Here is a 26,501-nt window from a genome sequence, read left to right on the forward strand (position 1 = left end):
TCGATAGCAACAGAGGTGAGCCTAGGGTGGGGCACGGACACGGATGACTGCACGTCGGTGGGCCCGCCTGAGATGGCGTCAGGAGTTCGATAGGACCAAAGACTCTTTATTTCACGACGAAAAGCGATCAGAGTGTGCTTAATAGATATGGCCTCTTGACCCATCCGTGCGTGTGATCAGATCGAGGATATGCAATGCAGTCATACGCCGGTGAGACCACATGGCCAGTGGGTGATGTCTACGGGCCAGACGCGGCGCTTTCGTCCTTCTTCGAGAACTACGTCCAGTTCAGGGGCTACTCCACCCGCTCGGAGTTCTGGTGGCCCTTCCTGTTCCTGACCCTCGTCCATGCCGCCATCGGGATGACGGCCATCATCACCCTCAGCACGCTGTTCGCCGAGGATATGGTGGCCGACGCGCAGGACCTGTTCGGGATCACGGGCTTCTCCCCCAGTGTCTGGCTCGAGGGCTTCGGCGCGGTCTTCGCCGCCGCCATCCTCGGCCTGCACCTGCTCATCGCGGTGCTCACCATTCCCCCGCTGCTCGCCGTCACCTGGCGCCGGCTCCATGACTCCGGGCTCCCGGGGTCGATGTTCTTCCTCGGGTTCATTCCGATCATCGGATGGTTCGTGGTGATGATCCTGCTCATGCGGGCCTCCGCCCCGGAGAAGCACCATGCAGAGTTCTCAACTTCCTGGTACTGACGTCATCGCCCCGGCATGGACCTGGCCTGAGCCCTGACCCGGATCGGCGAGCGGGCCGGCGATCGGACCGACGAGCGGGCGGTGAGGACGATCGTCGGGATGAGCACGGCAAGCCACGGCAGGGCCCAGAACCACAGTCCCAGAGCAAGCAGCCCCAGCTTGAAGAGCGCGATCCCGCTGAGGCCCAGGAGCCTGCGGCGTGGGTTGCGGGAGAGCGCCAGCACCCCGATCGCAGCTTCACAGCCCACGCCCACCACGGCGCCCCACACCCGCGGGCGCGTCCCGAAGGTGCGGTCCCACAGATCGTGGAGCACGCCGAACCGCCACGGGGAGAGGTCCGCGAGCCAGGTCCCGAGCATCGGGTAGACCCCAGGCCTCACGGTGACCAGGACCGTGTTGATCGCTGCGCCATCCAGCATCATGGCGCCTGCCACCGCCGAGACGCACCTGGGCCAGCGCGGAGCCACAGCTGAGGCGAGGCCGTTGGCCTCGAGGCGAGGAGCACCAGCGGCGCGAAGGCCGCGAGCAGCCGCCCGCTCAGGCCACACGGGAGCTCTCCGGCAGCCGCTGGGCGAGCTCGGCACCCCATTTCCTGGCTCGTTCGATCTCCCCGGGCAGCACCGGCCCCTCGTACCCCTCGACGTAGAAGCTCTCCGGCTTCGCAAGAAGCGAGGCACCGTGGCTGCGCAGCAGCTTCGCGGCCTTCTTGCTGGCCGCACCCGGAAGGTTCGGGTGGCGGACATGGGTGTCGAACACCGCGACCGGGAGGTGGAGGTCACCGGCGGCACCGATCCACTCCCGAAGTCCGGTGTCCCCGGGGTGCCCGCCCCGTCGAGCGGCCTCTTCGCGAGTCTGCGGTCGGCTCAGCCCAAAGGCGTGGGTCGGGGCGCCGAGGACGAGGAGATCAGCCGTGATGGTGTCAGCGGGCGGAGCGAAGCTGACGTCGAGGATCATTCCGACATCAATGGCCGAGACCAGTCCCTCCGCCACCGCCTCGGCGATGATCTTGGTGTTTCCCCACGCGGACTCGTAGACGATCACAGCATCCATGACGTCACGCTCCTTTCAGGGGCCATCTTCTCGCCGCCGCTGGGGAGTGCGCCAGGACCTTAAGTCCCTTTATTCGGCGACGGCTGCAGAAACCCTGCGGGTCAGCCGACCCCGAGGGCCTCCTGGATGGGTCCTGAGACGAAGTAGAGCACGAACAGCGCGGCGGTGACGTACATCAGCGGGTGCACTTCGCGCCATTTGCCGCGGAAGACCTTGATGGCCACGTAGCTGATGAATCCGGCGCCGATGCCGTTGGTGATCGAGTAGGAGAACGGCATGACCACGATGGTCATGAAGGCGGGGATCGCCATCTCCACATCGGTCCAGTCGATCCGCACGATCTGCTGCATCATCAGGAAGCCGACCAGCACCAGCGTGGCCGAGGCAGCCTCGGTGGGGATCACGGCGGCCAGCGGAGCCAGCACGATGGTGGCCAGGAAGAGCACGCCGGTGACCACGTTGGCCAGACCGGTCCGGGCGCCGTCGCCCACGCCCACGGTGGACTCGATGAATCCGGAGTTCACCGAGGTCGAGCCCACACCGCCACCGATGGTGCCGACCGCGTCGGCGACCATGATCCGGCGCGAGTGCGGGATCTCGCCGTCGGCGTCCTTGATCCCGCCGGCGTTGGAGACGCCCACCATGGTGCCCAGCAGGTCGAAGAAGTTGGCCAGCAGCAGGGTGAAGATCGCGAGGGTGGCCGCGACCACGCCGATGCTCTGCCAGGAGCCCAGCAGGTTGAAGTCACCGATCAGGCTCAGGTCCGGCATGGTCAGCCAGTCCTGGTTCAACGTCGGCACGGTCAGACCCCAGCCGTAGGGGTTCTCGGTGCCGTCTGCGGCGGTCTGCGGACCGATCCGGAACACCGATTCCAGGGTGATCGCGAGCACCGTGGCGCCCACGATCGAGTAGAGGATGGCGCCGCGGACCTTGGCCGCCCACATGGCGAACAGCGCGAACATCGCGATGAGGAAGATGAAGATCGGCCAGCCGTAGAGCGATCCGCCGACGCCGAGCTCCAGCCCGGTGCTGCCGTTGTTCTGGATGAAGCCGGCGTTGACCATGCCGATCAGGGCGATGAACAGCCCGATGCCGACGCTGATCGCGATCTTCAGCGCGCCAGGGACGGCGTTGAAGATCGCGGAGCGGAACCCGGTGAGCACCAGGACCAGCAGGATCACGCCTTCGATGACCACCAGCCCCATGGCATCGGCCCAGGTCATACCGGGCAGCACGACGATGCCGTAGGTGATGAAGGCCGAGAGCCCCAGCGAGGAGGAGACCGCCATAGGGAACTTGCCGATCACGCCCATCAGGATGGTCATCAGACCTGAGATCAGCGAGGTCGCCGCCGCGACGGCGGGCAGGTTCGGCTCCGAGCCGCCGCCGAGGAAGTTGCCGGTGGAGTCGGCTGAGGCGCCGATGATCAGCGGGTTCAACACGATGATGTAGGACATCGCGAAGAAGGTGGCCAGCCCGCCGCGCACCTCCCGACCGATGCTCGAGCCGCGGGCGGTGATATGGAAATACCGGTCGAGGCTCCCGAGCTGCCGGGGTGCGGAAGTCTGGGAGGCGGGGATCTGAGTGCTCACGGAGCACTACCTTATTGCCCCGTGCATTGTTCCGACCAACGGACTTCACCAGACGAGACCGGAGTCACGCCGAGACCGGCTATTCCTCCGCGCGGACCAGCATCTTCGGGGCACCCATGACCAGGAGCCACACGGGCAGGACCACCAGACACAGGACGGCCAGGACCGAGATGTCCCCGACCACGACGACGGCGATGAACAGTGCGATCCACCCGTCGCGGCTCTCGGCGAGCACGGCTCCGAGCACCCCGCAGGCGAGCGCGAGGCTCAGCGGAAGCTCGGGGAGCAGCGACTGCGCCACAAGCCCCACCGTTGCCCCGAGGAAGGTCGCCGGGAAGATCCGGCCGCCGCGGAAGCCAGCCGTGGCCGCGACGAGCAGCGCGCACAGTTTGACCGCCACGATGAGCAGCAGCTCTGTGGTGGTGAGGTCCCCCGCGTCTCGGATGAGATCGGCCATCTGTTGGCCGCCCTTGAACAGGGTCACCGGGCCGCCGAGGGCGCCGAGACCACCGAGCAGGACTCCGCCCAGGGTGGTGTAGAGCAACGGACTGCGCAGTCTGCGGAAGCTCGCATGCAGCGGGGTGAACACGGCTGCTCCGGCGAGAATGATCAGCGCGGCGGCACAGGCGACCACGGCGCCGAGCAGCAGGTCCGAGGGCTGTGGCGCCCCGAGCGGTTCTATCCCGGTGGGTCCGAACTGCGGGCCGTCGAGCATCCGCATCGTCAGCGAGCCGGTCGCCGCGGCGAGGAGCGGCAGGAAGAGCCGGTCCCAGAGCGCGCCCCCGCCTGCGGCCGCGGCCACCACACCGGTCAGCACCAGTGCGGCGGCCACGGGCGTGCCGAACAGTGCCCCGATGGTGCCTGCACCCGTCATCAGGACCACGAGCTTCACCTCGATGCGCGGCCAGAACCGGACGGTCAATGCCACCAGGATCGCGGTGTTGATCGCGATGATGGGTGATTCCGGGCCGAGGCTGACGCCGCCGGCCAGCACCAGCAGACTCGCCAGGAGGAGCCCAGGCACGGCGGACAGCGGAAGGGGCGGGGCCAGGAGCTCCACGGTCGCGGAGTCGCGTCCCCCACGACCTGGGACGAACGTGCAGACGGCTCCGACCGCAAGTCCGGTGACGCTCAAGACCGCGAAGATCCACCAGCCCGAGTCTGGATCGAGGCCGAAGAGTCCGGGGAGGTCCACCCAGAGGACGTGTTCCAACAGATGCGCGGTCTCCTCCACCAGGAACAGGCTCAGGGCCGAAACGGCGCCGACCAGGATCGCCGGGACCGATAATCGCAGAAGCCCGGCGACGGTCGGGGCTTCTTGTCCGTTCATCCCAGGCATCGTCGTGACGTCCTTCTATCCAGGATCACCGGTGTGGCTGGTCAACGACAGCATCGGGATCAGCGCAGAGCCTGCCGGATGTTCTTCTCCTCAGTGCGCTTGTCCCACCAGCGCTTGAGCACCAGGTACCCAAGGACCCAGGTCCCCAGGGCCGTGACGATCCAGACCACCAGGGGGGTCAAGATCCAGGCCATCGGGGTGGAGAGCGTAAGACCGTCCGTCACAAGGGTCGCCACCCAGACGGCCAGCAGGGTGGAGACCAGGCCGACCGCGCCGAGGATTGCGGAGGCGTACTGACGGGCCATGTTGAACACGAATGGACCCAGGACGGCCTGCGCCAGGACGAAGACGACGACGGCGGTGACGAATCCCACCGGTTCGAGGGTGACGCCGTCGATCAAGGTTCCGGCGACCAGCATCGCAACGGCGGCCATCACCACATTGATCGCGGCCTGAAGCAACATGCGAACCATGACAGGCTCTCTCTCGGGTGCGGCCGTCTGGATCCCACTGGCCGGAACCCTGCTGTGGAGAAGGTGACACGGACCCAGTCGATGACTCCATCAGAGACCCTGGCGGGCACCAGGTCAAGAGATGTCGGCTGATGGGTCACCATGCGTGGCGCGGGCACCACGCCTGGAGAGCCTGCGGCCAATTAGAGTGGCCCCATGAGCTTCCTGATGCACAAGCGCCACCTGGGCGGCCCCCGATCTCCGCGCAAGACGCTGCCACTTGCGGTCGCGGCCTCCGCCTTGGCAGTTCCGACGCTGGCTGCCCTCTCGGTGGTGGCGCTGGACCTGTTCAAGCATGGCCAGCGCAAGGAGCGGAACGCGCCGCGCCCAGGAACGTTCGACACCGAGGTCGAAGAGTCCCCGATGCGCATCTACACCGACGGTGAATCGCTCTATGGGGACATGCTCGAAGCCATCGAATCGGCCGAAGACGTGATTCTGATGAAGACCTACATCTGGAAGAACGATGAGGTCGGTCAGCAGTTCATCGATGCCTTCAACGCGGCGGCTCGTCGCGGGGTGAAGGTCTTCATCATCTATGACGGATTCGCCAATCTGGTGGTGTCACACTCCTTCTACGCGCAGCTCGATGCTGACATCCAGGTCTTCCGCATGCCAGCGGCAGGAAGAAGCTTCTGGAAGGCGCCCATCCGGTCCACCGGCTTCAACCACTCCAAGATCCTGGTCGTCGACGACGAGGTCGGTTTCGTCGGTGGGTACAACATCGGCTCGCTCTACGCGAAGAAGTGGCGCGACACCCACCTGCGCGAGGTGGGCCCCGCCGTCTGGGGACTCCGCCAGACGATCGCTCGGCTGTGGAACGAGGATCGCGCCGTAGAGGATCAGATCCCATGGATCGCCCCGGACAGTTGGGATCCCTCGGTCCGCGTGGTCGCCAACCTGCCGGTGGACCTGGTCTACCCGATCCGGAACATGTATCTGAAGGCCATCGAACGGGCCAACGAGCGGATCTGGATCTCGACCCCCTACTTCATCCCGGACCAACAGATCCTGCGGGCCTTGAAGCTGGCCGCGGAGCGCGGCGTGGATGTCCAGGTCATGGTGCCCAAGGATTCCAACCACGTCCTCGCCGACTGGGTGTCCCGCGGCTTCTTCAGGGAGATGCTCGACTCGGGCATCTCCATCCTGCTCTACGCGAGCAGCATGATGCACTCCAAGACCGCGACGATCGACGGCGAGTGGTCGACGATCGGCACCGCCAACATCGACAGGCTGTCCCTGTCGTTCAACTACGAGTCCAATGTCGAGGTCATCGATCCAGGGTTCGCCTCCGAGATGGAGAAGGTCTTCAAGAGCGACCGTGAGCACTGTGAGGTCGTGAGTGCCGATACCTGGCGTGAACGCCACCCGATGGCGCGCGCCACGGAGTGGGCGCTGATCCCGCTGCGCCCGGTGCTCTGAGCTTCGGAGAGTTCACACCCCGTTTCGCGCAAGAAATTTTAATTGCGCAGGGCAACTGCCTCAATCCGCGTCATGGCAGGGATGCAGGCCCACCGCGGCCGTTCCACCATCGCCGAGACCCAGGCGTGGCGCACGGATCCTGTTGACGCGCACCTTTTGTTCAGGCTAGTTTCGGTAATCGTGGATCTTGAAAATCCCCCATACCTGCAGGTCAGACCAGCCTCGATGGCATTGAATCGCATCGACGCTGATGCGCGGTCAGGGATTTCTCCTGCAGGCGCGTGAAGAATTGTTCGACGCCGCCACTCCCCGTCCCCGCCGACCGGCCGCTCAGGAGACCCCATGACTGACTACGCGTATGACACTCCACCGAATGCACCTGTCACCGGGCGCCCGTCTCCTGGTGGTCCCAAGGCCTGCATCGCGGCGTTCTTCAAGAACTACACGCAGTTCAAGGGCTACTCCACTCGCGGAGAGTTCTGGTGGCCCTGGCTGATGCTCTTCCTCATCCAGTGGGTGATCATCATCGCCACCGCGATCCTCGTCTCCACGTCCTTCTCGGACGACATCGTCACCGAGGCCTACAACCCAGCAGGCCAGCCGGAGTTCTCCTACCAGATCTGGTTCGAAGGCACCGCCGGCGCGATCGTCGCCATCGCAGGATTCCTGATGCTGCTGATCTGGGCCGCGACCATCTCCCCGCTGCTGGCCGTGACCTGGCGTCGCTTCCACGACACCGGACTGCCCGGCCCGATGTTCTTCATCTCGTTCATGCCAGTCCTCGGCGGAATCATCTTCCTGATCCTGATGGCTCGCGGATCCAAGCCGGAGAAGCGTCGCCCGGAGTGGGACGCACCTGAGATCGCGCGGCCCTGATTCGTCACGCTCAGGATCGCTCGTGATGACCGGTGAAGAGGACCTGCGCGTCGCCTATGGCCGGCGGGCCGCCGAGTACTCTTCCCTGCTGGGCACCGTCACACAGATGGATACCCGTGATCGCGAGAGGATCACAGCGTGGGCCGGTGAGCTCTCCACCGGTCCGGTCCTCGACGCGGGATGCGGTCCGGGCCACTGGACCGCCCACCTGCACTCGCTCGGCGCCGACATCTCGGGCCTGGATCTGGTGCCAGAGTTCATCGGCCATGCGCGGGCCCGGTTCCCCGGCGTGCCGTTCCGAGTGGGGTCGATGACTGCGCTGGAGGTCCCCGATGGCTCGCTGGCCGGGATCCTGGCCTGGTACTCCCTGATCCATACTCCCCTCCCGGTCCTGCCCGTGCTTCTTCAGGAACTCCACCGAGCCCTGAGGCCAGGTGGGAGGCTGCTGATCGGCTTCTTCGGCGGGCCCGACGCAGCGGTGTTCGCCCATGAGGTCAGCGCAGCGCACTCCTGGTCGACCGCGGCGATGCGTCAGCGGCTGGAGGGGGTTGGATTCACGGTTCTCGATGCCGAGGACCGAGAGGACCCTGGGCGTCGAGCCCACGTCTCGATCATCGCGCAGCGGGGGCCGGGACTCACGGCAGATCACCTGGCTCTGACTGACCAGGACCGACCGGTGCGTCATTGAGGCGCATGTGCAGGCGCTGCAGGAGATCGCAGGACCCACAAGGCCCAGCTGACTGAGATCAGCGGTCTGCGGCAGACCTCCCCAGGTCAAGCCCGAAGCGGACCCCGGTGAGCTCCTCGGAGGCCTCCCAGAGCCGCTGCGCCAGCACAGGGTCACTGGCCCTGGCGGAGCGTCCGACCAGGCTGGGGCTGCCGTGCAGCTCCCACCGGCCGTCGGGGCCGACGTAGCTGGCCCCTGGGAGGTCCTGGGTGGCGGCGAAGAGCGTGGGCACAGCACCTTCTTGGCTGGTCTGCGCCAGAAGCCGTCCTGCGAGGTTCACGGTGGCGACCAGCGGTCTGCTGCGCCCACGGATTCCTAGATTGGTGGCGGAGTACCCGGGATGCGAGGCCAGCGAGCGCACCGCAGAGCCGGACTGCCGCAGTCGACGTTCCAGTTCCAGGGTGAACAGCAGATTCGCGAGCTTGGACTGCCCATAGGCCTCGGCGAGCGAGTACCGGCGGGTGCGCAGCGCGAGGTCCTCGAAGAAGATGTCACCGGCCCGGTGCGCTCCGGAGGCCAGCGTGACCACCCTGTCGCTCAGATGCGGAAGCAGCAGGTTCGTCAACGTGAAGTGCCCCAGGTGGTTGGTGCCGAACTGCAGGTCGAATCCGTCCTCGGTCACCGCGCCCCGCCCACCGGCGACCCCCGCATTGTTGATCAACAGATCGAGCCGGCCGGTCCAGGACTGGGCGAAGGCTCTCACCGAGGCCAGGTCCGCCAGGTCCAGTCGACGAACCTCGGTGCTGCCGGACATGGTCGCCGCAGCCACGCGGCCGCGAGCGGTGTCCCGCACACCGAGCACCACATGAGCTCCAGCGTGGGCCAGTGCGGTCGCCGTCGCCAGCCCGACGCCGCTGTTGGCTCCGGTGACCAGCGCGGTGCGACCGTGAAGCACCGGGAGATCTGCCGCGGTCCAGCTCTGCTTGTTCATGGCCCGAGCCTAGTCAGTCCGATCTCGGATCCGTCACTTGTGCCGCGAGATCGACCCCGGCGACACGCTCAGGGCACCCAGGTATAGCGGTGCTCCGGCCGCCCGGCCTGTCCGTAGCGCAGGGTCAGCTCGGCCCGGCCTTCTGCACACAGGTGCTCCAGGTAGCGCCGGGCGGTGACCCGGGCGATCCCGGTGGCCTCGGAGACCTCGACGGCGGAGACGTCGCCCTCTCTCGAGCGCAGCGCCTCCGCCACCCGTTCAGCCGTGGCCGGGGTCAGCCCCTTGGCCATGGAGCGTGACGCCATCGGGCGCATCATGCCGAAGAGCGCGTCGACGTCGTTCTGGGTCACGGTGGACATCGCGGCCATCCGCTTGCGCGCCGCGGCGTAGCGTTCGAGCTGGTCGCGCAGCTGGCGCAGCGGGAAGGGTTTGATCAGGTAGTGCAGCGCACCCATCGCCATGGCCGTGCGCACATGTTCGACGTCGCGCAGCGCGGTGATCATCACGACGTCGATGACGCCGACCTCCCGCAGCCAGGTCGCGCTCCGGAGCTCCTCGAGCACCGCCAGACCGGTGCGGTCGGGCAGGAAGAGGTCCAGCAGCACCAGACCGGGACGGTGTCGGCGCACCGCCTCCAGTGCCTCGGCGGCGGTGTGCGCGCTGGCCACCACGGTGAAGCCGGGCATCGAGTCGACGAGCTCACGATGGTTCCGGGCCACACGCACGTCGTCGTCGACGATCAGCACCGGAATCGGGGCGGGGGTTCCGGGCCCGCCGGAGGTCGTCCCAGCAGGGGCGTTCATGCGCTGATCACCTCGGCTCGCACCGGCAGGTAGGCGCAGAAGGTGGTCTCGTCCTCATGCTCCACGCTCACCGAGCCGCCGCGTCGCATACAGGCCTGGTGCACCAGCGCCAGGCCCAGGCCGCGGCGACCTGCCTGGTCCTTGGTGGAGCGTCCGACGCTGAAGATCTCTGCGGCGATCTCAGGGTCCAGGCCGGGGCCCGAGTCGATCACCCGCACCTCGACCAGCCCGTCGGTGATCCCACCGTGGTGCCGGACCATCAGCTCCACCCGTGCCTCCGCGAGCGGGCCCGAGATCGCGGCGTCCATGGCGTTGTCGATCAGGTTTCCGATCACCAGCAGCAGGTCATCGCGCAGGTCGTGGGGCTGGTCTGCGGGCAGCTGAGAAAGTTCGGAGAGGCTGAACTGCACCCCACGTTCGGCGGCCTGGACGGACTTGGCGAGCACCAATGCCGCCACGGTCATGTCCTGGATCCGGGCGGCGATCTGGGCATCGGCACCCGAGGTGGCCAGGGAGAGCTCGGAGAGGTAGTCCTGGGCCTGATCCACGCCGCCGAGCTCCAGCATCCCCGCGACGGTGTGCAGCCGATTGGCGAACTCGTGCCGCTGGGCCCGCAGCCCGTCGGTGACGGTGCGGGCGCCGTCGAGCTGGTCGCTGAGCCGGGTGAGCTCGGTGCGATCACGCAGGGTGACGACGACGCCGCCGTCGTCCTCGCGCAGGCGCACCGGCCTGCGGTTGCAGACCAGGATCAGCCCGTCCACGCTCAGCAGCAGATCCTCCCCCGGCTCGGGCCCGGTCAGCACCGCCTGCGCCTCGGCGCTGAGTCCCAGCTGTGCGGGCGTGCGCCCGAGATGATCCACCGGCAGGCGCAGCAGGTGCCGGGCCGGGGTGTTGGCCAGCACCACGCGGCCCTCCCGGTCCAGGCCGATCACGCCCTCACCGATGGCGTGCAGCAGCGCCTCTCGACCATCGAGCAGCGCGGTGATCTCCCGCGGCTCCAGGCCGTGGGTGTCCGCGCGCAGCCTTCGGGCCAGCATCCGGGCGCCGATCGCGCCGATGCCTACGGCGAGCGCCGCGGCCCCCAGGATCAGCGGGAGCTCCTGGAAGGAGGCGAGGCGGACCTCGGAGGCGAGGATACCCACTGAGACGAAGCCGATGACCTCACCCCCGTCCTCGGTGATCGGCACTCGGGCGCGCATGGTGAGCCCGGCGTGGCCGTGCTCCACCCCGGTCCAGGTCTCTCCGGCCAGCACCGGTGCCGGATCCAGCTCGGGGCGCCCGCCGATGGCCGCCGGGTCGGGGTGGGACTGCCGGATGCCATCGGCATCGGCGATCATGATGTATTCATACCCGCTGGCGGCCCGCAGCGTCTCGGCCCAGGGGGCCAGGATCTCGGCGGGGTTCTCGGTGCGCAGCGCGTCCTGGACCGTGTCCATCACGGAGACCGATTCCGCCATGGTCAGCACCCGCTCCGCGTACTGTGCGCGGACCTCCAGATACTGGTGCACCCCCCAGAGCAGGCTGACCAGGGTCACCGCGCCGATGAGCAGCATGATGTTCCAGCGGAAGAGCCGACGGACCAGGGAGACCTCACCAGTGGTGGGCGCCTGTGATGACCGCACGGACACTGCTGCCTCCTGATGCTGCGGGTCTGGGCTGATGGTTCACGGATCATTCGCCGCGCAATGCCGTGATCGAGACCAATATGACCAATATTGCGCGCAGATGCACAAAACTGTGGGCCCGGTCACATGCGTTCCATGCTGTCACGTGGCTCACATTTTTGCCGCTGATCGATCCCCACACCCGCATCGAGGAGAAAAATCATGCTCAGCCTAATCGGCCTGGCAGTGATCGTCACCATGACGACGCTGCTGATCATGGGGCGCATCGCCCCCATCGTCGGACTGACCGTGATTCCCTTTGCGGGAGCACTGCTGGCCGGCTTCACCTTCACCGAGATCGGCGACTTCTTCGGCGAGGGCATCGGCTCGGTGCTCGACGTCGCGGTGATGCTGATCTTCGCCATCCTGTTCTTCGGGATCATGAACCACGCAGGACTCTTCGACCCGCTGGTGAGACTCACCGTGCGGCTGACCCGCGGCAACGTGATCGCGATCTGCGTGGGAACGGTGCTGCTGGCGGCGGTCTGCCACCTCGACGGCGCCGGCGCCTCCACATTCCTGATCGTGATTCCAGCCCTGCTCCCGCTGTACCGGCACCTGGGCATGAGCCCGTACCTGCTGCTGCTGCTGGCAGGCATGAGCATGGGCGTGTTGAACATGCTGCCATGGGGCGGACCCGTGGCCCGCTCGGCCGCCGTCGTCGGAATGGATCCGATCGACCTCTGGCGCGGCCTGATCCCGGTGCAGATCCTGTGCCTGGCGATGCTCGTGATCACCGCGGTCCTGCTGGGTCTGCGCGAGCAGCGCCGGATCGCTGCCCGCACCAGGGCAGCTGCCGAGCTTGAGGCGCAGTCCGGTGAGCAGCTCGACGAACAGGTCGACGCGCAGGTCGAGGGCCCCGCAGGGGATCGGGTCCAGGAGCGCGAGCTCGTCTCCGCCACCTCTGCGAACCGCGGCGTCACCAGCCGCACCACCGCAGGCGCCACCACGGGCAGCACCGCCACCGCCAACGCCACCGGCACCGGCACCGGCACCGGCGGAAGCTCCACCACCTCCACCGGCTCTGACCGGGACGGCCAGAGCGCGGCCAAGACGGACGCCTACAGCGGCGAGGCCGATGATCTCTGGGGCGGGACGGAGAACGCCGTGGCAACCCCGCGGTGGAAGATGATCGTGAACACCATCCTGGTCCTCGGCATGCTTGCCCTGCTGATCTCGGACATCCTGCCTTCCCCACTGGCCTTCATGCTCGGCCTCAGCGGCGCCCTGGTGATCAACTATCCCAAGGTCAGCGACCAGATGGAGGCGCTGAAGATCAACGGGGGCGCCGCCGTCACCACCGGCGCGATCGTGCTCGCCGCCGGTTGCTTCCTGGGCATTCTGGAGGAATCCGGCATGCTGGAATCCCTCGCCACCGACGCCGTATCGATCCTGCCTGCCGCACTGATCCCCTACCTGCACCTGATCGTCGGGGTCTTCGGACTTCCGCTGGAGCTGCTGCTGAGCACCGACGCCCACTACTTCGCGCTGCTGCCCGTGGTGGAGGGCGTCTCCACCCAGGCCGGAGTGAGCACCCTCGCGGTGGTCTACGCGGTGCTGGTGGGCAACATCATCGGCACCTTCATCAGCCCCTTCTCCGCGGCCCTGTGGCTGGCACTCGGACTGGCCGGCTGTGACATCGGCAAACACATCCGTTACTCCTTCGTGCCGATGTGGATCTTCTCCGTGGTCGCCCTGGTGCTGGCTCTGGTGCTGGGGCTGATCCCCTGGAGCTGACCTGGCCAGGCAGCGGTGACGAACCCATCCATCGACCCGGCCGTACAGGTGGAAGGAGAGCGGCCGTGGACCCTCCTCCCCCAGCGCTATATGATGAGTTTATAAATCAATAAATTATCTGGCAGCTCTGAGGAGACGATCGTGGACGATCATGTCGATGGACGAGGCCCCCTGAACCAGGTCAAAGCGAACCTCTTCAAGGGCCTCTCCCACCCGGTGAGGATCCGGGTGCTGGAGCTGCTCGCCGAGCAGCCGGAGGTCTCGGTGACCGATCTGCTCGCCGAGACCTCGCTGGAGGCCTCACATCTCTCCCAGCATCTGGCAGTGCTGCGACGCTACGATCTGGTCGTGTCCCATCGACGCGGACTGCAGATGTTCTACTCACTGGCCCACCCTCAGGTGGCCGAGCTGCTGGCGGTGGCCAAGGCGCTGCTCCAGGAGATCCTGCGCAGCACCGAGCGGAATCTCGCCAACGCGCTGGCCGCAGAGTCACCGGCGGATTCCGCCACTGTCACTGGCAACCGATGAAGGCCGTGGCGTCCATCCGGGCGCTGCTGCCCAGGCGGTCTGACTACGCCGCGATCCCGCGCACCTGGAAAGGCGACCTGGTCGCCGGGGTCACCGTAGGCATCGTGGCGCTTCCGCTGGCGCTGGCCTTCGGGGTCAGCTCAGGGGCCGGGGCGGCGAGCGGTCTGATCACTGCCGTGGTGGCCGGGTTCATCGCCGCGGTGTTCGGCGGGTCCAACGTGCAGGTCTCGGGCCCCACCGGCGCCATGGTGGTCGTCCTGGGCCCGGTGATCGCCGCCCACGGCATCGCCGCCCTGGCCGTGGTGACCGTGCTGGCCGGGCTCCTGGTGATCACCGCGGGGGCGCTGAAGCTGGGCCGGGTGGTGACCTTCCTGCCCTGGCCGGTGATCGAGGGCTTCACCCTCGGCATCGCGGTCATCATCTTCCTGCAACAGGTGCCCGCCGCCTTCGGAGTGCTCGCGGGCCCCAGCGCGAACGCCGCGGTATCCGCCGCCCAGAGTCTTGCCACGGTCCCGTGGCCGGAGATCGCCGCACCCGTGGGACTGGTCGTGCTGGTCGCGGTGATCATGATCGGGGCGCCTCGAATCCACCCGCAGATGCCCGGTTCGATCCTGGCGATCATCGCCGCCACCGTACTGGCGGCGCTGCTGGACCTGCCCACTGCCCGGATCGGCGCACTGCCGGACTCGCTTCCGGCCCCGATGCTGCCCGAGTTCGACAGCGCCACCCTCCTGGCGCTGGCCGCTCCGGCGGCCACCATCGCCGCATTGGCAGCGATCGAGTCGCTGCTCTCGGCGCGAGTGGCGACCTCGATCTCCGACACCGGCCCTTATGACGCGGACCGCGAGCTCGTCGGGCAAGGCCTGGCATCAGTGGCCTCGGGCTTCTTCGGCGGCATGCCGGCCACCGGAGCGATCGCCCGCACGGCGGTGAACATCCGTTCCGGCGCGCGCACCCGGCTGGCCGCCATCGTCCACGCAGCGGTGCTGCTCGGCGTCGTCTACCTGGCCACCGGCCCGGTGTCCCAGATCCCGCTGGCAGCCCTTGCCGGGGTGCTGATGGTCACCGCGGTGCGCATGGTCTCGCGGGCCACTGTCCGCGCGATCGTGGGCTCCACCCGGGCAGACGCCCTGGTCTTCCTGGTCACCGCCGTGATCACAGTATCGCTGGATCTGATCGAGGCGGTGCAGATCGGCGTCCTCGTCGCTGCGTTCTTCGCGCTGCGCTCGATGGTCGCCACCAGTGGGGTGCACCGGGAGGTGATTCCCGGACCGGCGCACTCCGGGGATGGCCATATCGCGGTGTTTCGTCTGGACGGGGCGCTCTTCTTCGGCGCCGCCGAGCGGGTTCTGGAGAAGGTCACCGAGATCCAGAACGTCGATGTGGTGATCATCCGGATGTCTCAGCTGCAGGTTCTCGACGCCACCGGTGCCCGCGTGGTGTCTGAGATGGTCACCGCGCTGGAACGGCGTGGCATCACGGTGCTGATCAAAGGCATCCAGGACCGGCACCTCGCGCTGGTCACACGGGTCGGAGTGCTCGAGTCCCTGCGACACCACAAGCACCTCTTCGCCGAGCTGGCACCTGCGGTGGAGCATGCCCGCAGTCACGTGCGGCGTGACCACGAACCGACTCCCGAGTAAGCCTCGCCTGGCCCACACGCGGCGTGGTGAGCTCGCGGACACGACCCCTTCACCGCTGAGTAATGCCGCTGAAACACCGGCTCCCTAGGCTTCAAAACGTGTATACGACCGCGTCCACAACTGCGGATACACACGTCTCCGGGTGCTCTCCGTCCTGCGCAGACCACTCCATTCACGTTCAGAAGATTCAGCCTCAGGAAATGGGACCATGAACATCACTGCTCTGCGGACGACTACGTTCACCGCCGTCGTCATGACCTCCGCTCTGGCCCTGACCGGATGCACCGGCGAACCCGACCGAGAAGATGACGACGTCATCAGCATCGCCACCCAGCGTCAGCCACACCTGTATGCCCCCTACGCCTACGAAGACTTCGCACCCGAAGGCACGACCATCGAAGTAGTGCCGATGGACACCTCCACCGACCAGATGACCGCTTTGCTCTCCGGTGACGTGGACTTCGCCCTCATGGGTGTCCCGACGGTGATCACGGGGGTCTCGGAGGGGTCCGACATCACATTGATCGCCTCCGGCGCCGACGGCGGCAGCGGTCTGATCGGTGATGCCGAGATCGAGGGGGTCCCCGACCTCGAAGGCAGAACTGTGGGGTATGTCCCCGGTTCCTCACAGGAGATGGCGTTCCGGCTCCTCGCAGAAGAAGCCGGACTGGACCCTGACACCGACATCAACATGGTCAACCTGGGGTACGCCGATATGCACGAAGCCCTGAGCAGCGGCGACATCGACGCCTTCGCGGGAGCCGAGGTCGGCGTCTCGCTCTCGCTCCTGGATGGAGCCGAACCGGTCGAGGACATCTACACCACGCCCCTTGGTCCGGTGAACATCGGCCTGGCGACCACCGGAACGCTTGCCGAAGAGAATCCCGAGCTGGTCAATGAGCTGCTCGGCATCCATGAGGAGGCGACGGCTCACCTCGAGGCCAACCCCAGCGAGTGGATAGAAGCCGTCCAGGGGCAGTTCTCCTTCGAGAACGAGGTGCTGGAGCAGGCGGTGGAGAACATCTGGCTGCGTTCAGACATCGACGAGGAGTATCGCGGCAACATCGACGAGCTGGCTCTGCAGATGCAAGAGCTCGAGATCATCTCTGAGGCACCCGTGGCCGATGACGTCGTCACCGAGATGGAGTGAGGCCGTCATGACAGCCATCGCACCCACGACCTCCCCAGATGTACGAGAAGCTCCGCCGAGACACGAGCCGGCGACTCCCAGACGTCGGCGGTGGTCACCGAGGGCGCTTCTGCTGGCTCTCCCGGTGCCGCTCGCAGTGCTCGTGTTCTGGAGCCTGGGAGTCCAGTTCGGTTGGAATCTGCCCTTCGGCATTCGCATGGCACAGCTGCCCACTCCGTCTCAGGTGGGTATTCGACTCGCGGACCTCTTCTTCGGCGGTCTGGTCCCCGGACCCTACAGCGGGGACATCTGGAGACACATCTGGGCCTCACTTGTTCGTGCAGGGAGCGGATTCGCCCTCGCGGCCGCGTTCGCCGTGCCCTTTGGGATCCTGCTGGGACGATCCAGGACCGTCACTCAGCTCTTTGAACCGTTGATCAACATCGTGCGCCCCATACCCGTGACCGCCTGGGCGCCGCTGGCGCTGATCGTCATCGGGATCGGCGACCGCTCGGCGATCTTCCTGGTCTTCCTCGCGGCCTTCTTCCCCATGCTGATCAGCACATCGGCCGCCGCTGCCCAGGTGCCCCCGCGGCTTCTGGAGGCCGCCGCCATGTTGGGCATGAAGCCCTGGAAGCGGCTCATCTACGTCGTCGCGCCCGCCTCGGTTCCGGGCATCTTCAGTGGACTCAGGGTGGGCCTCGGTCTGGCGTGGGCACTGCTGGTGGTCGGTGAGATGACCGGCGTCAACATCGGACTGGGCGCGATGATCATGGAAGGCCGAGTCGTGTCACAGATCGACCTGATCATGTCCGGAATGATCATCATCGGAATTCTCGGGTTCCTCTCCGACCGGTTCCTGGTCCTTGCACTGAAGGTCATCTCCCGCAACCGCCCCGTCCTCCAGGAGATCTCATGAGCACGACAGCTGAATCGACATCGAGCGCGAACCAGACCACCACCGGCGCACTGTCATTCGCCAATGTCGGCAAGAGATACGGCGAAGGACCCTTCGCCATGCAGGGATTCGACCTGGAGGTCAGTCCCGGTGAGCTGGTCGCCATCGTGGGTGCGAGCGGCTGTGGAAAGAGCACCGTGCTCCGGATGATCGCCGGGTTCGAGTCGCATTCCGAGGGCGAGATCACGCTCGACGGCAAGCACGTCTCCTCCCCCGGCCCTGACCGTGGATTCGTCTTCCAGGACTATGGCCTGTTTCCGTGGCTCACGGTCGCGGAGAACGTCGAGCTGGGACCGAAGGAGAAGGGACTTCCCCGTGTCGAGAGGCGCGGTCTGGTCGAGCAGTACCTGGATCTGGTGGGGCTGGGCCGAGTCAGGGACAAGTACCCGCATCAGCTCTCCGGCGGCATGCAGCAGCGGGTGGCGATCGCTCGAGTCCTGGCGAACAGGCCCACGGTGATGCTCATGGACGAGCCTTTCGGGGCCTTGGACGCGCTCACTCGGGAACAGATGCAGTCGGACCTGTCCCGGATCAGACGCTCCGTGGGGACCACCGTCCTGTTCGTGACGCACAGCATCGAAGAGGCGGTGCGACTCGCTGATCGCGTGGTCATCATGACCGGCGGCTTGTCCCATGGGATTCCTGGTCACATCCGACGCATCTTCGATGTCACCCTCGGAACAGATCGCGACCCGACCAGCGTCGAGTTCACCGATCTGGAGCGCCTGATCTCACAGGAGGTCCACGCGCAGGCGTGATTGATCAGAGCACGTCGACCCTGCGTCCGGCAAAGAGTCCCACCACCGCCATCACGACGACGGCGACCGCGATGATGCACAGCACCGGGGACCAGGAGCCCGTGAACTCGAACAGCGTGCCGGCCAGCAGCGGACCCACGGCGGCCAGCAGGTACCCCACGCCCTGGGCCATTCCGGAGAGACGACTTGCTTCCCCGGAGGTCCTGGCGCGCATGCTGATCAGGGTCAGTCCGGCCAGGAGGTTGCCGCCGGAGGCGAAGCCCACGATCAGCGCCCAGGCGGGCATGGCGACGGGGAAGAACAGGATCCCGAGCACCCCGAGGAACATGATGCCCGCCAGCACGACGATGACCGCGCGCTGGTCCTGGGCACGCTGCATGATCGGTCCCACCACCAGGCTCGCGAGGATCCCGATGGCCTGATAGGCGCCGAGCCAGAAGCCGGCGGCGGCCTCGGTCACGCCATGGGAGGTCTGGATGGCGGGGAACCAGGTGAGCATCAGGTAGAAGATGCCCGATTGCAGTGCGAAGTAGGCGGTGACCTGCCAGGCGACCGCGGAGCGCCACATCGTGCCACCGTGGGAGCCCGAAGCGGGCGGCGCTGGGTCGGGGACCATCGTGCCGAGCCCGCGGGAGGCCGTGGCGGAGCCGGTCCGCCGGCTCCCCTTGAGCCGGACTCCCCAGAGGGCGGCGGAGAGCAGCGCGAAGATCGCCGAGACCCCGAGTGTGAACTCCCAGCCCTTGGCCGCGGCCACCGGCACCGCTGTGCCGGAGGCCACCGCGGCGCAGCCGACGAGCACCGCTGTGTAGAGCCCGGTCATGACCGGGACCCGGGCGGGAAAGTCACGTTTGACCACCGCAGGGACCAGCACATTGCCCACCCCGATGGCGGCGCTGAGGATGATCGTGCCGGCGAAGAGCGAGAAGGCCCCCAAGGGCATGGACCGCAGCAGCGTGCCGAGTCCCAGCAGCAGCAGCGAGATGAAGATGGTCCGCTCGAGCCCCCAGCGACGCCCAAGCGCCGCGATGAAGAGCGCGACAACGCCGAATCCCAGGGCCGGGATGGCGCCGAGGAGTCCAAGGGCTGCCGGACCGAGACCGGTGTCCTCACCGATCCGTTCGATGAGCGGACCTACGGCGGTGATCGCCGGACGCAGATTCGCCGCCACGATCAGGACCGTGACGATCATCAGCAGCTGCGGCAGACCCCGAGGCGAGGACTCCTCGGCCGCGCTCATGCGCGACTCACTCGTCGAAGGACTTCCCGGTGTTCAGATGCGGGCGCTGGCTCTTGATGATCTTCATCGGGAAGGCGGAGTCTGTGCCCTGAACCCCGGGAATGGTCAGCACCTTCTTGGTGAGGAACCGCTCGTAGGCATGCAGATCCGCCACCGCGACGCGAGCGAAATAGTCCGGCGAGCCGAAGAGCCGGAGCAGCTCGAGGACCTCCTCGTAGCTCGCCATGGTGTCCTCAAACCGCTCCACGGTCTCCCGGTCGCCCCATTTGAGCTCGATGTCCAGACCGACCTCGAAGGACTGTCCCAGGGCTTCGGGGTTGATGTCAGCGGTATAACCCAAGATGACACCCTCAGCCTCGAGCCGCTGGACTCGGCGCAGGCAGGGCCCGGCGGTGAGTCCGACCTTCTGGGCCAACGCCGCGTTGGGAATCCGTCCGTCTTCTCGCAGCGCAGAAATGATTGCGCGATCCACACCGTCCATCATCTGATTCTTGCACCGGATTCGATACTTTGGCGGTTCGCGCACCAAAATTCCCACATGGTGGAAGCCGCTCCTCTGGGCCGAGCCAGGGCTCAGTCGCAATTCCACACCCTTGGCGCATCACGGTTACATCACTCACATGTTATTCACAGGAACGTTGATAACGGCCAGGTAACGAAGCAATTTCCGCGCGATTCCGGGGTTTTTGGGTGTTCGAAGTCACCCGAACCCCGGTTGACGCAATCAAATCGAGACCTTTTACTGGTTAACGGACATCTTCCGTGATTCCGCTGTGACGACTGGGTCTCCGTTCCCAGACCCACACACGGCATTCAGGAAGCACCCGAGTCAGCCACCCACCACCGTCCACGCTGACCCAGGTGAAACTTGACCGCTACACATACATGAAGGCGGACGGTGACACGAGGACGGCCCGGGAGGGTCACGAGTGCAGGGACTTCGGGACTCAACTCTCATGCAGACCAAGCAGACTTTCAAAAAGGTTCTCGGCGGAAGCCTCGCAGCTGCCACGCTCGCCGGCGCAGCCGTCGTCGCACAGGCTCCTGCCGCAAGCGCCTCCGGCCAGTGGGACCAGCTCGCCGAGTGCGAGTCCAACGGCAACTGGTCGATCAACACCGGAAACGGCTACTACGGCGGCCTGCAGTTCTCCCAGCAGTCCTGGCAGGCAGTGGGCGGCTCCGGTCTCCCCAGCGACGCCAGCAAGTCCGAGCAGATCAGCCGCGCACACCAGCTCTGGGAGATCCAGGGCTGGGGCGCATGGCCTTCCTGCACCTCGCAGCTTGGCCTCTCCGGCAACCCGGGCGGCGGCGGCTCCACCACTCCCGCGCAGTCCGCTCCCCAGGAGCAGGCACCGGCCCCCGAGCCAGCACCCGCTCCTGAGCCCGCACCGGCCCCCGAGCCTGCACCGGCCCCCGCCCCTGAGCCAGCACCCGCTCCTGAGCCCGCACCGGCACCCGAGCCTGCACCGGCCCCTGAGCCTGCACCGGCCCCTGAGCCAGCACCGGCACCCGCCCCTGAGCCAGCACCCGTGGAGCAGGCTCCGGTCGAGCAGGCACCGCAGCAGGTTGAGGTTCAGACCTCCGGCGAGACCTACTCCGTGCAGGCAGGCGACTCGCTCTCCAGCATCGCCAACGCTCTCGGCCTGGACTGGAAAGACATCTGGAACGCCAACACCGACACCGTCCAGGATCCCAACCTGATCTTCGTCGGCGATCAGCTGAAGCTGCCCGCAGCAGGCTGATTCAACTTTGTGCCAGCAGGCACACCATTAGGGGGCGTCAGCGCATAGCTGACGCCCCCTAGTAGTGTGTCCACTGGCACCAGATTCATCACGCAAGAACCGCAGATCTGCCCTCGAGACCAGAGCGCGACGGCGCTCTCGCGGCGTCACGACACTTGCCCCAGCCGTGCGATGGCAGCAATCCTGAAGCTTCTCGATGGCGATATCGCTCGTTCCTGTCCTGGGCCAGAAGCGGCTATGAGCGTGCTTCGTCGGTGACCACGGTGATCACGATCTTGCCGCGCACGTCTCCGGCTTCGAGATGCCGCATCGCCTCTGGAACCTGCGCCAGGGGAAAGGTACGGTCCACACGCGGCGTGACCGTGCCGTTCTTGAAGTGCTCCGCGAGCCGTTCCAGGTCACTTCCGCGTTCCTTGGACGCAAGCATTGTGAGCCGCTGCCTCACGAATCGCGCGAGCAGCGGCGCCCGCAGGCTTCTCCCGAACCCACCGGTCCAGTCACCGCCTTCCTCACCGCCGACGACGACGGCGGTCCCGTTGGGCGCCAGGGCGCGCCGCAGCCGAGCGAGAGGGGGATTGCCGGCGATGTCGAGGATCAGGTCGTAGTGGTTCGAACCGTCCGCGAAGTCCTCCCGGGTGTAGTCGATGACATGATCAGCGCCGAGGGATCGCACGAAGTCCTGCTTGCCGGGGCTGCAGACGCCCGTCACCTCCGCGCCGAATGCCTTGGCCAGTTGCACGGCGAAACTGCCGACACCGCCGGAGGCACCCAGTACCAGCACCCTCTCGCCCTGCTCCACCCGGCCAGAGTCGCTCAGCGCCTGGAGGGCTGTGCCGGCGGAGATGGGAACGACGGCGGCCTGTTCGAAAGTCAGGTTCGCCGGCTTTTCGGCCAGCTTGGTCTCCAGAACGGCAGCATATTCGGCGAAGGAGCCTCGGGACATCCCGTAGACCGGTTGACCGACAGCGAACCTGGTCACCGCGGAACCCACCTCAGCCACTGTTCCGGCGACGTCGATTCCCGGCACGGGGTTCTTTGGTCTGCGAAAGCCGAAACCGATCACCCGGAGCAAGTATGGTCGGCCAGCCATCATGTGCCAGGTTCCGCGGTCGAGGCCCGCTGCGCGAACGCGCACCAGTACTTCGTCCTCGGCGATCCTGGGGCGCTCGATCTCTGCGAGGTCGAAGACTTCCGTGGAGCCGTACCCCTTCTGCACCATGGCTTGCATCAAGACGCCTTCCCGGTGCGAAGCGTGCGGCTCGCCGCTCGTGGTGGCGTGGTGCCTCTGCGATGTCATGCCGTTCTCCCATCACTGGTAGTGGGACGATCGCTGGGGTGGTCTGACCGACTTGGCCCTGACCCGCCAGAGCCGGGTGGCGGGGTTGCTGAATGCTGGGTGCTGGATGACCTCGGGGCGCGGTCTCCAGCGACGGGCTCGCCGCGCCGGCGTGCAGTGCATGGGCGGTGACCACGATGCCCTGCGGCTTCGGATGTGCCCCGCGGTGTGCGCGTTGGATGGGTTGGTTGAGCGTGCAGGTGTGCTCGAGCCCGCTTACATGCCGTGGGTCCCGATAACCGCCAACATTCCTGATCGGCGCAACAGTCCGGCTCTTCTTCGTGAGTGGATGCGCTGCCCGAGGGGACTCCTGCAAACGTACTTGTCTCCGGTGCGGGACCGCTAGGACCGCGGACCGGACAACCCTTGACCGTGCCTGGAGGCGGTGTGGGCGAAGGCTGCTGCGCAGTGCGCACCGTCATGCCTGCCGGGGCGTGCGGACCGGCTCGCCCTCGACGCTGACCGCCAGGGGCGCCGGTGAGGCGGTGCGGCGGGGCCAGGTCCAGGCGATGCGCAGGATGAAGGCCAGGATCAAGACCTCGAGGCCGATCGAGAGGCCGTAGAAGTAGGAGTAGGCCCAGGACTCCCCATCCGCGTTATAGATCGAGACGGGGATGAAGAGCGTTGCGACGACCAGGTTCAGGGTGCGGTTGGTCCGCGCGGGCAGTGTCATGGAGAGCAGGATCATGAGGCTCGGGATGGCCATGAGCGTAAGCCCAAGGGCGAGAAAGGCGGGGCCGGTGTCGAACTCGTGGACGACGCCGGCCAGGATGTCGTCGACGACGCCCGGCTTGTACAGGGCGAGGTAGTCGACGTAGATGTAGAGGAACATGACGCTGGTCCATGCCGCTGCGAGTGTGGCCTGCACCGGCATGCGCAGATGTTCCAGCGGGCTCTCGGACGACGGATTCTTCATCGTGGCGGGGGATTGAGGTGTTCTCATCACCATGCTCCTTGGCTGGATCGGGTGGGGGCTTCCAGCGTCTCGGATACCTGCGTCGGGCACATCAGCCGTGGAGCCTGAATCGACCTGGCCGTTGGCACAGTCGGGCTCTGGTACTTTCGGCGGATGCACCGAGCCCACGGGCTGTCTAGGCTGATCAGATGGCGACCAACGCGCTCCGCTCGCTGTGGGCCGAACCTCGACCCACGAACGCCCCGGCCCGGGGGTCGCGGGACTGGGCCTTGGTCGCCGCGCTGTTCTGCTGGTCCGTGGTGGAAGTCGCGCTTCGCGAGGACCTGGCGCCACTGGCGCTGCTGCTGCTCGCGGTGCTCGCAGTCCTCGGCCCGCTGCTGTGGAGACGCGCGCACCCGCTCCTCGCAGTCGCCGCCTGCTTCGGCACGTGGACCGTGGTCGACTCCGTCAGAATTCTCACCGGATCCGAAGGCGGCATGCTGAACAGCATGTCGGCGGCGCTGATCCTGGCATATGCGCTGTTCCGGTGGGGCTCCGGTCGAGAGGCCGCAAGCGGCCTCGGCATCATCCTGCTCTGGCTGCCCATCACCAACGTCGCCGACCCCGTCAGCCTCTGGGGAGCAGTCGCCGGATATGGGTTCTTCCTGTTCGCCGCCGCGCTGGGCGCCGCGATCCGGTATCGCACGAAGATTCACATCCGCGACGTCGACCAGGCCAAGGCCCGGGAACGCGAACAGCTCGCTCGTGAACTCCACGACACCGTGGCCCACCACGTCTCGGGCATCGCCATCCAGGCCCAAGCAGGACGCGCCATCGCAGCCTCCCACCCCGAACGTGCCATCGAGGCCCTGGTCACCATCGAGGACGCAGCGACCCGGACGCTCACCGAGCTGCGCGACATCGTCGGCGTGCTTCGCGCCTCGCAGGACACCGAGTTCGCGCCGCAGCCCGGCATGGCTGAGATCCAGCAGCTGGCCACCGACGCGCAGACACGGCCCAGTGTCACGGTGACCCTCTCCGGAGAGTTCGACGACCTCAGCCCAGCGGTCAGGGCCGCGATCTACCGCCTGGCCCAGGAGTCCGTCACCAACGCCCGACGGCATGCCCGCCACGCGACCCGGGTCATCGTCGCCGTCACGGGCGAGGCCGACCAGGTGCGGCTGACCATCGACGACGACGGCGCCCCCGTCAGCGGCCGCGCCCCAGCAGGCTACGGTCTGGTGGGCTACGGGCTGATCGGCATGCGGGAACGCGCCTCACTGCTCGGCGGCAGCTTCCAGGCAGGCCCCGCGGCGAGGGGCTGGCGGGTCGAGGCGGTTCTGCCCCGAAACGGGGCTCCCGGATGAGCATCAGGGTCCTGATCGCCGACGACCAGCCCATCGTGCGCACCGGGCTGAGCATGCTGCTCGAGGCGCAACCCGGGATCGAAGTGGTCGGCGCGGCCGCAGACGGGCGCGAGGCAGTCCGCCTGGCGCGCCAGCTGCGCCCCGACGTCGGCCTGTTCGACATCCGCATGCCGCTGATGGACGGCATCGAAGCCACCCGGCGCCTCGCTGGCCCCGACGTCACGGACCCCCTGCCGATCGTCGTCATCACCACCTTCGACCTCGACGAGTACGTGCACGGGGCTCTCAAGGCCGGCGCCCGCGGGTTCCTGCTCAAGGATGCCGGACCCGCCCTGTTGACCCAGGCCATCCATGCCGCCGCCGATGGAGACGCGCTGATCGCACCCAGCGTGACGGTCCGACTGCTCGCAGCTTTCGCCGATGCACAGACCACGCCACCGAGGCAGCCGATAGAACCGCTCACCGCCCGCGAGGAGGAGGTCCTGCTGCCGGTAGCCCAAGGCCGGACCAATAATGAGATCGCCCGCGAGCTCTACATCACCCCGAGCACCGTCAAAGCCCACCTCGCCAGCCTGATGCGCAAGCTCGGCGCCCGCAATCGTGTCGAGGTCGCCATGTGGGCCCACGAGACCGGCCGCATCTGAGCCTGTGAAGGGCCCCGCCAGGGTTGGCCCTGAGCCCGCGCCCCCAGGCGCCGCGGAGGGAGCGAATACCCACTCCAGAAAGGCGATAACAATCCTGCGGGAATGCATAAGACCTGTCCGAATCGCTGGGCTGTCTCCAGCGCTGCCTAGGGTGAAGCTCCGTCAGCGGGTCGCTGACCAGTTCCTTACAGCCACAGGTCGGGCAGTCCGCCTCGCCGATACAACGGGCGTATAGCTGATTCCACAGGTTCGTCAGCGTCCTTGTTCGGCTCCCACGGAACCACAGCTCGCACCGGGTTACGCAGGGCCGGCCATCCCCTTGTTTTTCAGAAACGTATTTTTATTCGCAACACGATTGAACGCTGGACGCATCCCCGGCGTAATCACTATCAGCTATACCTTCTGCATGACTTTCACTTGCAGAAGTCGGTACGACAGGTGAGGCAGTTGCTTCCTCATCGTCGGTGAGGCAATGAGGTGTTTGGATATGGCTCAGAGAATCGAAGTGGTGCTTGTCGATGATCTTGACGGCAGTGAAGCAAAGGAGACGGTGACTTTTGGTCTGGATGCTCGGTATTACGAAATTGATCTCAGCGATCAGCACGCTAAGGAGCTGCGTGAGTCGTTGAAGCAGTACATCAGCAAGAGTCGGGTCATTGCCCCTCCGTCACCGCAGAACGAGGCTCGTCAGATTCGTGAGTGGGCGGTGAACAACGGTTTCAAGGTCTCTTCGAGAGGCCGGCTGCATCGGGAAGTCGTGGAGGCCTATCGCAACGCCAAGAAGCGCTAGCCAGCGACAAGCGCGTCGGTGAGTGTGGGCTGACCCCGTTTTTTAGATCCAGTCGTTGTGAGAGTCGTCTTGTTGCCCGAGTCCTCGGGCGGGAAGACTGGTCAGATCATGACGAAC

At 66.5% G+C, this 26,501-nt stretch carries 26 protein-coding genes; 14 read left to right on the forward strand and 12 right to left on the reverse strand.

Features of this window, described 5'->3' with window-relative positions; all coding sequences use genetic code 11:
- The first annotated feature begins 194 nt into the window (after nt 1-194).
- Nucleotides 195-704, forward strand: coding sequence for a DUF805 domain-containing protein (locus EV640_RS12715; protein ID WP_036476092.1), 510 nt, complete (start codon nt 195-197; stop codon nt 702-704).
- A 2-nt stretch (nt 705-706) separates the two neighbouring features.
- On the opposite strand, the gene EV640_RS12720 is transcribed toward EV640_RS12715, so the two are convergent.
- From EV640_RS12720 to EV640_RS12740, 5 genes are all read right to left on the reverse strand, one after another.
- Nucleotides 707-1,126, reverse strand: a complete 420-nt coding sequence (locus EV640_RS12720; protein WP_133726619.1) for a hypothetical protein — start codon at nt 1,124-1,126, stop codon at nt 707-709.
- 115 nt (nt 1,127-1,241) lie between these two features.
- Nucleotides 1,242-1,754, reverse strand: coding sequence for a flavodoxin family protein (locus EV640_RS12725; protein ID WP_133726620.1), 513 nt, complete (start codon nt 1,752-1,754; stop codon nt 1,242-1,244).
- Nucleotides 1,755-1,855: 101 nt separating this feature from the next.
- The gene (locus EV640_RS12730; RefSeq protein WP_133726621.1) at nt 1,856-3,346 is read right to left on the reverse strand and encodes an NCS2 family permease; all 1,491 of its coding nucleotides are present in this window, start codon (nt 3,344-3,346) and stop codon (nt 1,856-1,858) included.
- 79 nt (nt 3,347-3,425) lie between these two features.
- On the reverse strand, nt 3,426-4,676 hold the full coding sequence (locus EV640_RS12735) for an ion channel protein (protein ID WP_243832325.1): 1,251 nt from the start codon (nt 4,674-4,676) through the stop codon (nt 3,426-3,428).
- A gap of 68 nt (nt 4,677-4,744) precedes the next feature.
- Nucleotides 4,745-5,158, reverse strand: coding sequence for a phage holin family protein (locus EV640_RS12740; protein ID WP_166645925.1), 414 nt, complete (start codon nt 5,156-5,158; stop codon nt 4,745-4,747).
- A 195-nt stretch (nt 5,159-5,353) separates the two neighbouring features.
- Here EV640_RS12740 and EV640_RS12745 point away from each other — a divergent pair, with 195 nt between their 5' ends.
- The 3 genes from EV640_RS12745 to EV640_RS12755 all read left to right on the forward strand — a co-directional run bounded on the left by EV640_RS12745 (nt 5,354) and on the right by EV640_RS12755 (nt 8,183).
- Nucleotides 5,354-6,619, forward strand: coding sequence for a phospholipase D-like domain-containing protein (locus EV640_RS12745; RefSeq protein WP_133726624.1), 1,266 nt, complete (start codon nt 5,354-5,356; stop codon nt 6,617-6,619).
- 342 nt (nt 6,620-6,961) lie between these two features.
- Complete coding sequence (locus EV640_RS12750; protein WP_133726625.1) at nt 6,962-7,495, forward strand: DUF805 domain-containing protein; 534 nt, start codon at nt 6,962-6,964, stop codon at nt 7,493-7,495.
- Nucleotides 7,496-7,520: 25 nt separating this feature from the next.
- Complete coding sequence (locus tag EV640_RS12755) at nt 7,521-8,183, forward strand: class I SAM-dependent methyltransferase (protein ID WP_133726626.1); 663 nt, start codon at nt 7,521-7,523, stop codon at nt 8,181-8,183.
- 58 nt (nt 8,184-8,241) lie between these two features.
- On the opposite strand, the gene EV640_RS12760 is transcribed toward EV640_RS12755, so the two are convergent.
- The 3 genes from EV640_RS12760 to EV640_RS12770 all read right to left on the reverse strand — a co-directional run bounded on the left by EV640_RS12760 (nt 8,242) and on the right by EV640_RS12770 (nt 11,578).
- Nucleotides 8,242-9,153 carry an oxidoreductase gene (locus tag EV640_RS12760; protein WP_036476063.1) on the reverse strand — a complete coding sequence of 304 codons (912 nt, stop codon included), beginning with the start codon at nt 9,151-9,153 and terminating at the stop codon, nt 8,242-8,244.
- Between the two features lie 68 nt (nt 9,154-9,221).
- The gene (locus tag EV640_RS12765; protein ID WP_133726627.1) at nt 9,222-9,956 is read right to left on the reverse strand and encodes a response regulator; all 735 of its coding nucleotides are present in this window, start codon (nt 9,954-9,956) and stop codon (nt 9,222-9,224) included.
- The gene (locus tag EV640_RS12770; RefSeq protein ID WP_133726628.1) at nt 9,953-11,578 is read right to left on the reverse strand and encodes an ATP-binding protein; all 1,626 of its coding nucleotides are present in this window, start codon (nt 11,576-11,578) and stop codon (nt 9,953-9,955) included. Before EV640_RS12770 ends, EV640_RS12765 begins: the two co-directional genes overlap by 4 nt.
- Before the next feature lie 204 nt (nt 11,579-11,782).
- Between EV640_RS12770 and EV640_RS12775 the strand changes: the two genes are divergently transcribed.
- The 6 genes from EV640_RS12775 (at nt 11,783) to EV640_RS12800 (ending at nt 18,373) form a co-directional block, all read left to right on the forward strand.
- The gene (locus EV640_RS12775; protein WP_133726629.1) at nt 11,783-13,357 is read left to right on the forward strand and encodes a CitMHS family transporter; all 1,575 of its coding nucleotides are present in this window, start codon (nt 11,783-11,785) and stop codon (nt 13,355-13,357) included.
- 141 nt (nt 13,358-13,498) lie between these two features.
- Nucleotides 13,499-13,885, forward strand: coding sequence for an ArsR/SmtB family transcription factor (locus EV640_RS12780; RefSeq protein ID WP_036476058.1), 387 nt, complete (start codon nt 13,499-13,501; stop codon nt 13,883-13,885).
- Nucleotides 13,882-15,528, forward strand: a complete 1,647-nt coding sequence (locus EV640_RS12785) for a SulP family inorganic anion transporter (protein WP_036476052.1) — start codon at nt 13,882-13,884, stop codon at nt 15,526-15,528. The genes EV640_RS12780 and EV640_RS12785 overlap by 4 nt, the downstream gene beginning before the upstream one ends.
- Before the next feature lie 208 nt (nt 15,529-15,736).
- A complete protein-coding gene (locus EV640_RS12790) occupies nt 15,737-16,678 on the forward strand; it encodes an ABC transporter substrate-binding protein (RefSeq protein ID WP_036476050.1) in 942 nt (313 codons plus the stop codon).
- Nucleotides 16,679-16,802: 124 nt separating this feature from the next.
- Entirely contained in the window at nt 16,803-17,576 is a 774-nt protein-coding gene (locus tag EV640_RS12795) for an ABC transporter permease (protein WP_200869320.1), read from the forward strand.
- Complete coding sequence (locus EV640_RS12800) at nt 17,573-18,373, forward strand: ABC transporter ATP-binding protein (protein ID WP_084479607.1); 801 nt, start codon at nt 17,573-17,575, stop codon at nt 18,371-18,373. Before EV640_RS12795 ends, EV640_RS12800 begins: the two co-directional genes overlap by 4 nt.
- Before the next feature lie 4 nt (nt 18,374-18,377).
- On the opposite strand, the gene EV640_RS12805 is transcribed toward EV640_RS12800, so the two are convergent.
- Both EV640_RS12805 and EV640_RS12810 read right to left on the reverse strand, forming a co-directional pair.
- Nucleotides 18,378-19,610: a CynX/NimT family MFS transporter gene (locus EV640_RS12805; RefSeq protein ID WP_036476045.1), complete on the reverse strand. Its 1,233-nt coding sequence runs from the start codon at nt 19,608-19,610 to the stop codon at nt 18,378-18,380.
- Nucleotides 19,611-19,617: 7 nt separating this feature from the next.
- Nucleotides 19,618-20,091: an Lrp/AsnC family transcriptional regulator gene (locus EV640_RS12810; RefSeq protein WP_036476173.1), complete on the reverse strand. Its 474-nt coding sequence runs from the start codon at nt 20,089-20,091 to the stop codon at nt 19,618-19,620.
- 475 nt (nt 20,092-20,566) lie between these two features.
- Between EV640_RS12810 and EV640_RS13985 the strand changes: the two genes are divergently transcribed.
- On the forward strand, nt 20,567-21,352 hold the full coding sequence (locus tag EV640_RS13985) for a LysM peptidoglycan-binding domain-containing protein (RefSeq protein ID WP_133726630.1): 786 nt from the start codon (nt 20,567-20,569) through the stop codon (nt 21,350-21,352).
- Nucleotides 21,353-21,587: 235 nt separating this feature from the next.
- Here the strand turns inward: EV640_RS13985 and EV640_RS12820 are convergent, their stop codons facing one another.
- Nucleotides 21,588-22,649: an NAD(P)-dependent alcohol dehydrogenase gene (locus tag EV640_RS12820; RefSeq protein ID WP_243832326.1), complete on the reverse strand. Its 1,062-nt coding sequence runs from the start codon at nt 22,647-22,649 to the stop codon at nt 21,588-21,590.
- Nucleotides 22,650-23,106: 457 nt separating this feature from the next.
- Nucleotides 23,107-23,631 (reverse strand): DUF6326 family protein, encoded by a 525-nt coding sequence (locus tag EV640_RS12825; RefSeq protein WP_036476039.1) that lies wholly within the window; start codon nt 23,629-23,631, stop codon nt 23,107-23,109.
- Nucleotides 23,632-23,792: 161 nt separating this feature from the next.
- On the opposite strand from EV640_RS12825, the gene EV640_RS12830 reads away from it, so the two are divergent.
- The 3 genes from EV640_RS12830 to EV640_RS12840 all read left to right on the forward strand — a co-directional run bounded on the left by EV640_RS12830 (nt 23,793) and on the right by EV640_RS12840 (nt 26,384).
- The gene (locus tag EV640_RS12830; protein WP_036476038.1) at nt 23,793-24,950 is read left to right on the forward strand and encodes a sensor histidine kinase; all 1,158 of its coding nucleotides are present in this window, start codon (nt 23,793-23,795) and stop codon (nt 24,948-24,950) included.
- Nucleotides 24,947-25,594 (forward strand): response regulator, encoded by a 648-nt coding sequence (locus tag EV640_RS12835; protein ID WP_036476037.1) that lies wholly within the window; start codon nt 24,947-24,949, stop codon nt 25,592-25,594. Before EV640_RS12830 ends, EV640_RS12835 begins: the two co-directional genes overlap by 4 nt.
- Before the next feature lie 487 nt (nt 25,595-26,081).
- Nucleotides 26,082-26,384 carry a histone-like nucleoid-structuring protein Lsr2 gene (locus EV640_RS12840; RefSeq protein ID WP_036476036.1) on the forward strand — a complete coding sequence of 101 codons (303 nt, stop codon included), beginning with the start codon at nt 26,082-26,084 and terminating at the stop codon, nt 26,382-26,384.
- Nucleotides 26,385-26,501: the final 117 nt, after the last annotated feature.

This window comes from Nesterenkonia aurantiaca, assembly GCF_004364585.1.
GTDB lineage: Bacteria > Actinomycetota > Actinomycetes > Actinomycetales > Micrococcaceae > Nesterenkonia > Nesterenkonia aurantiaca.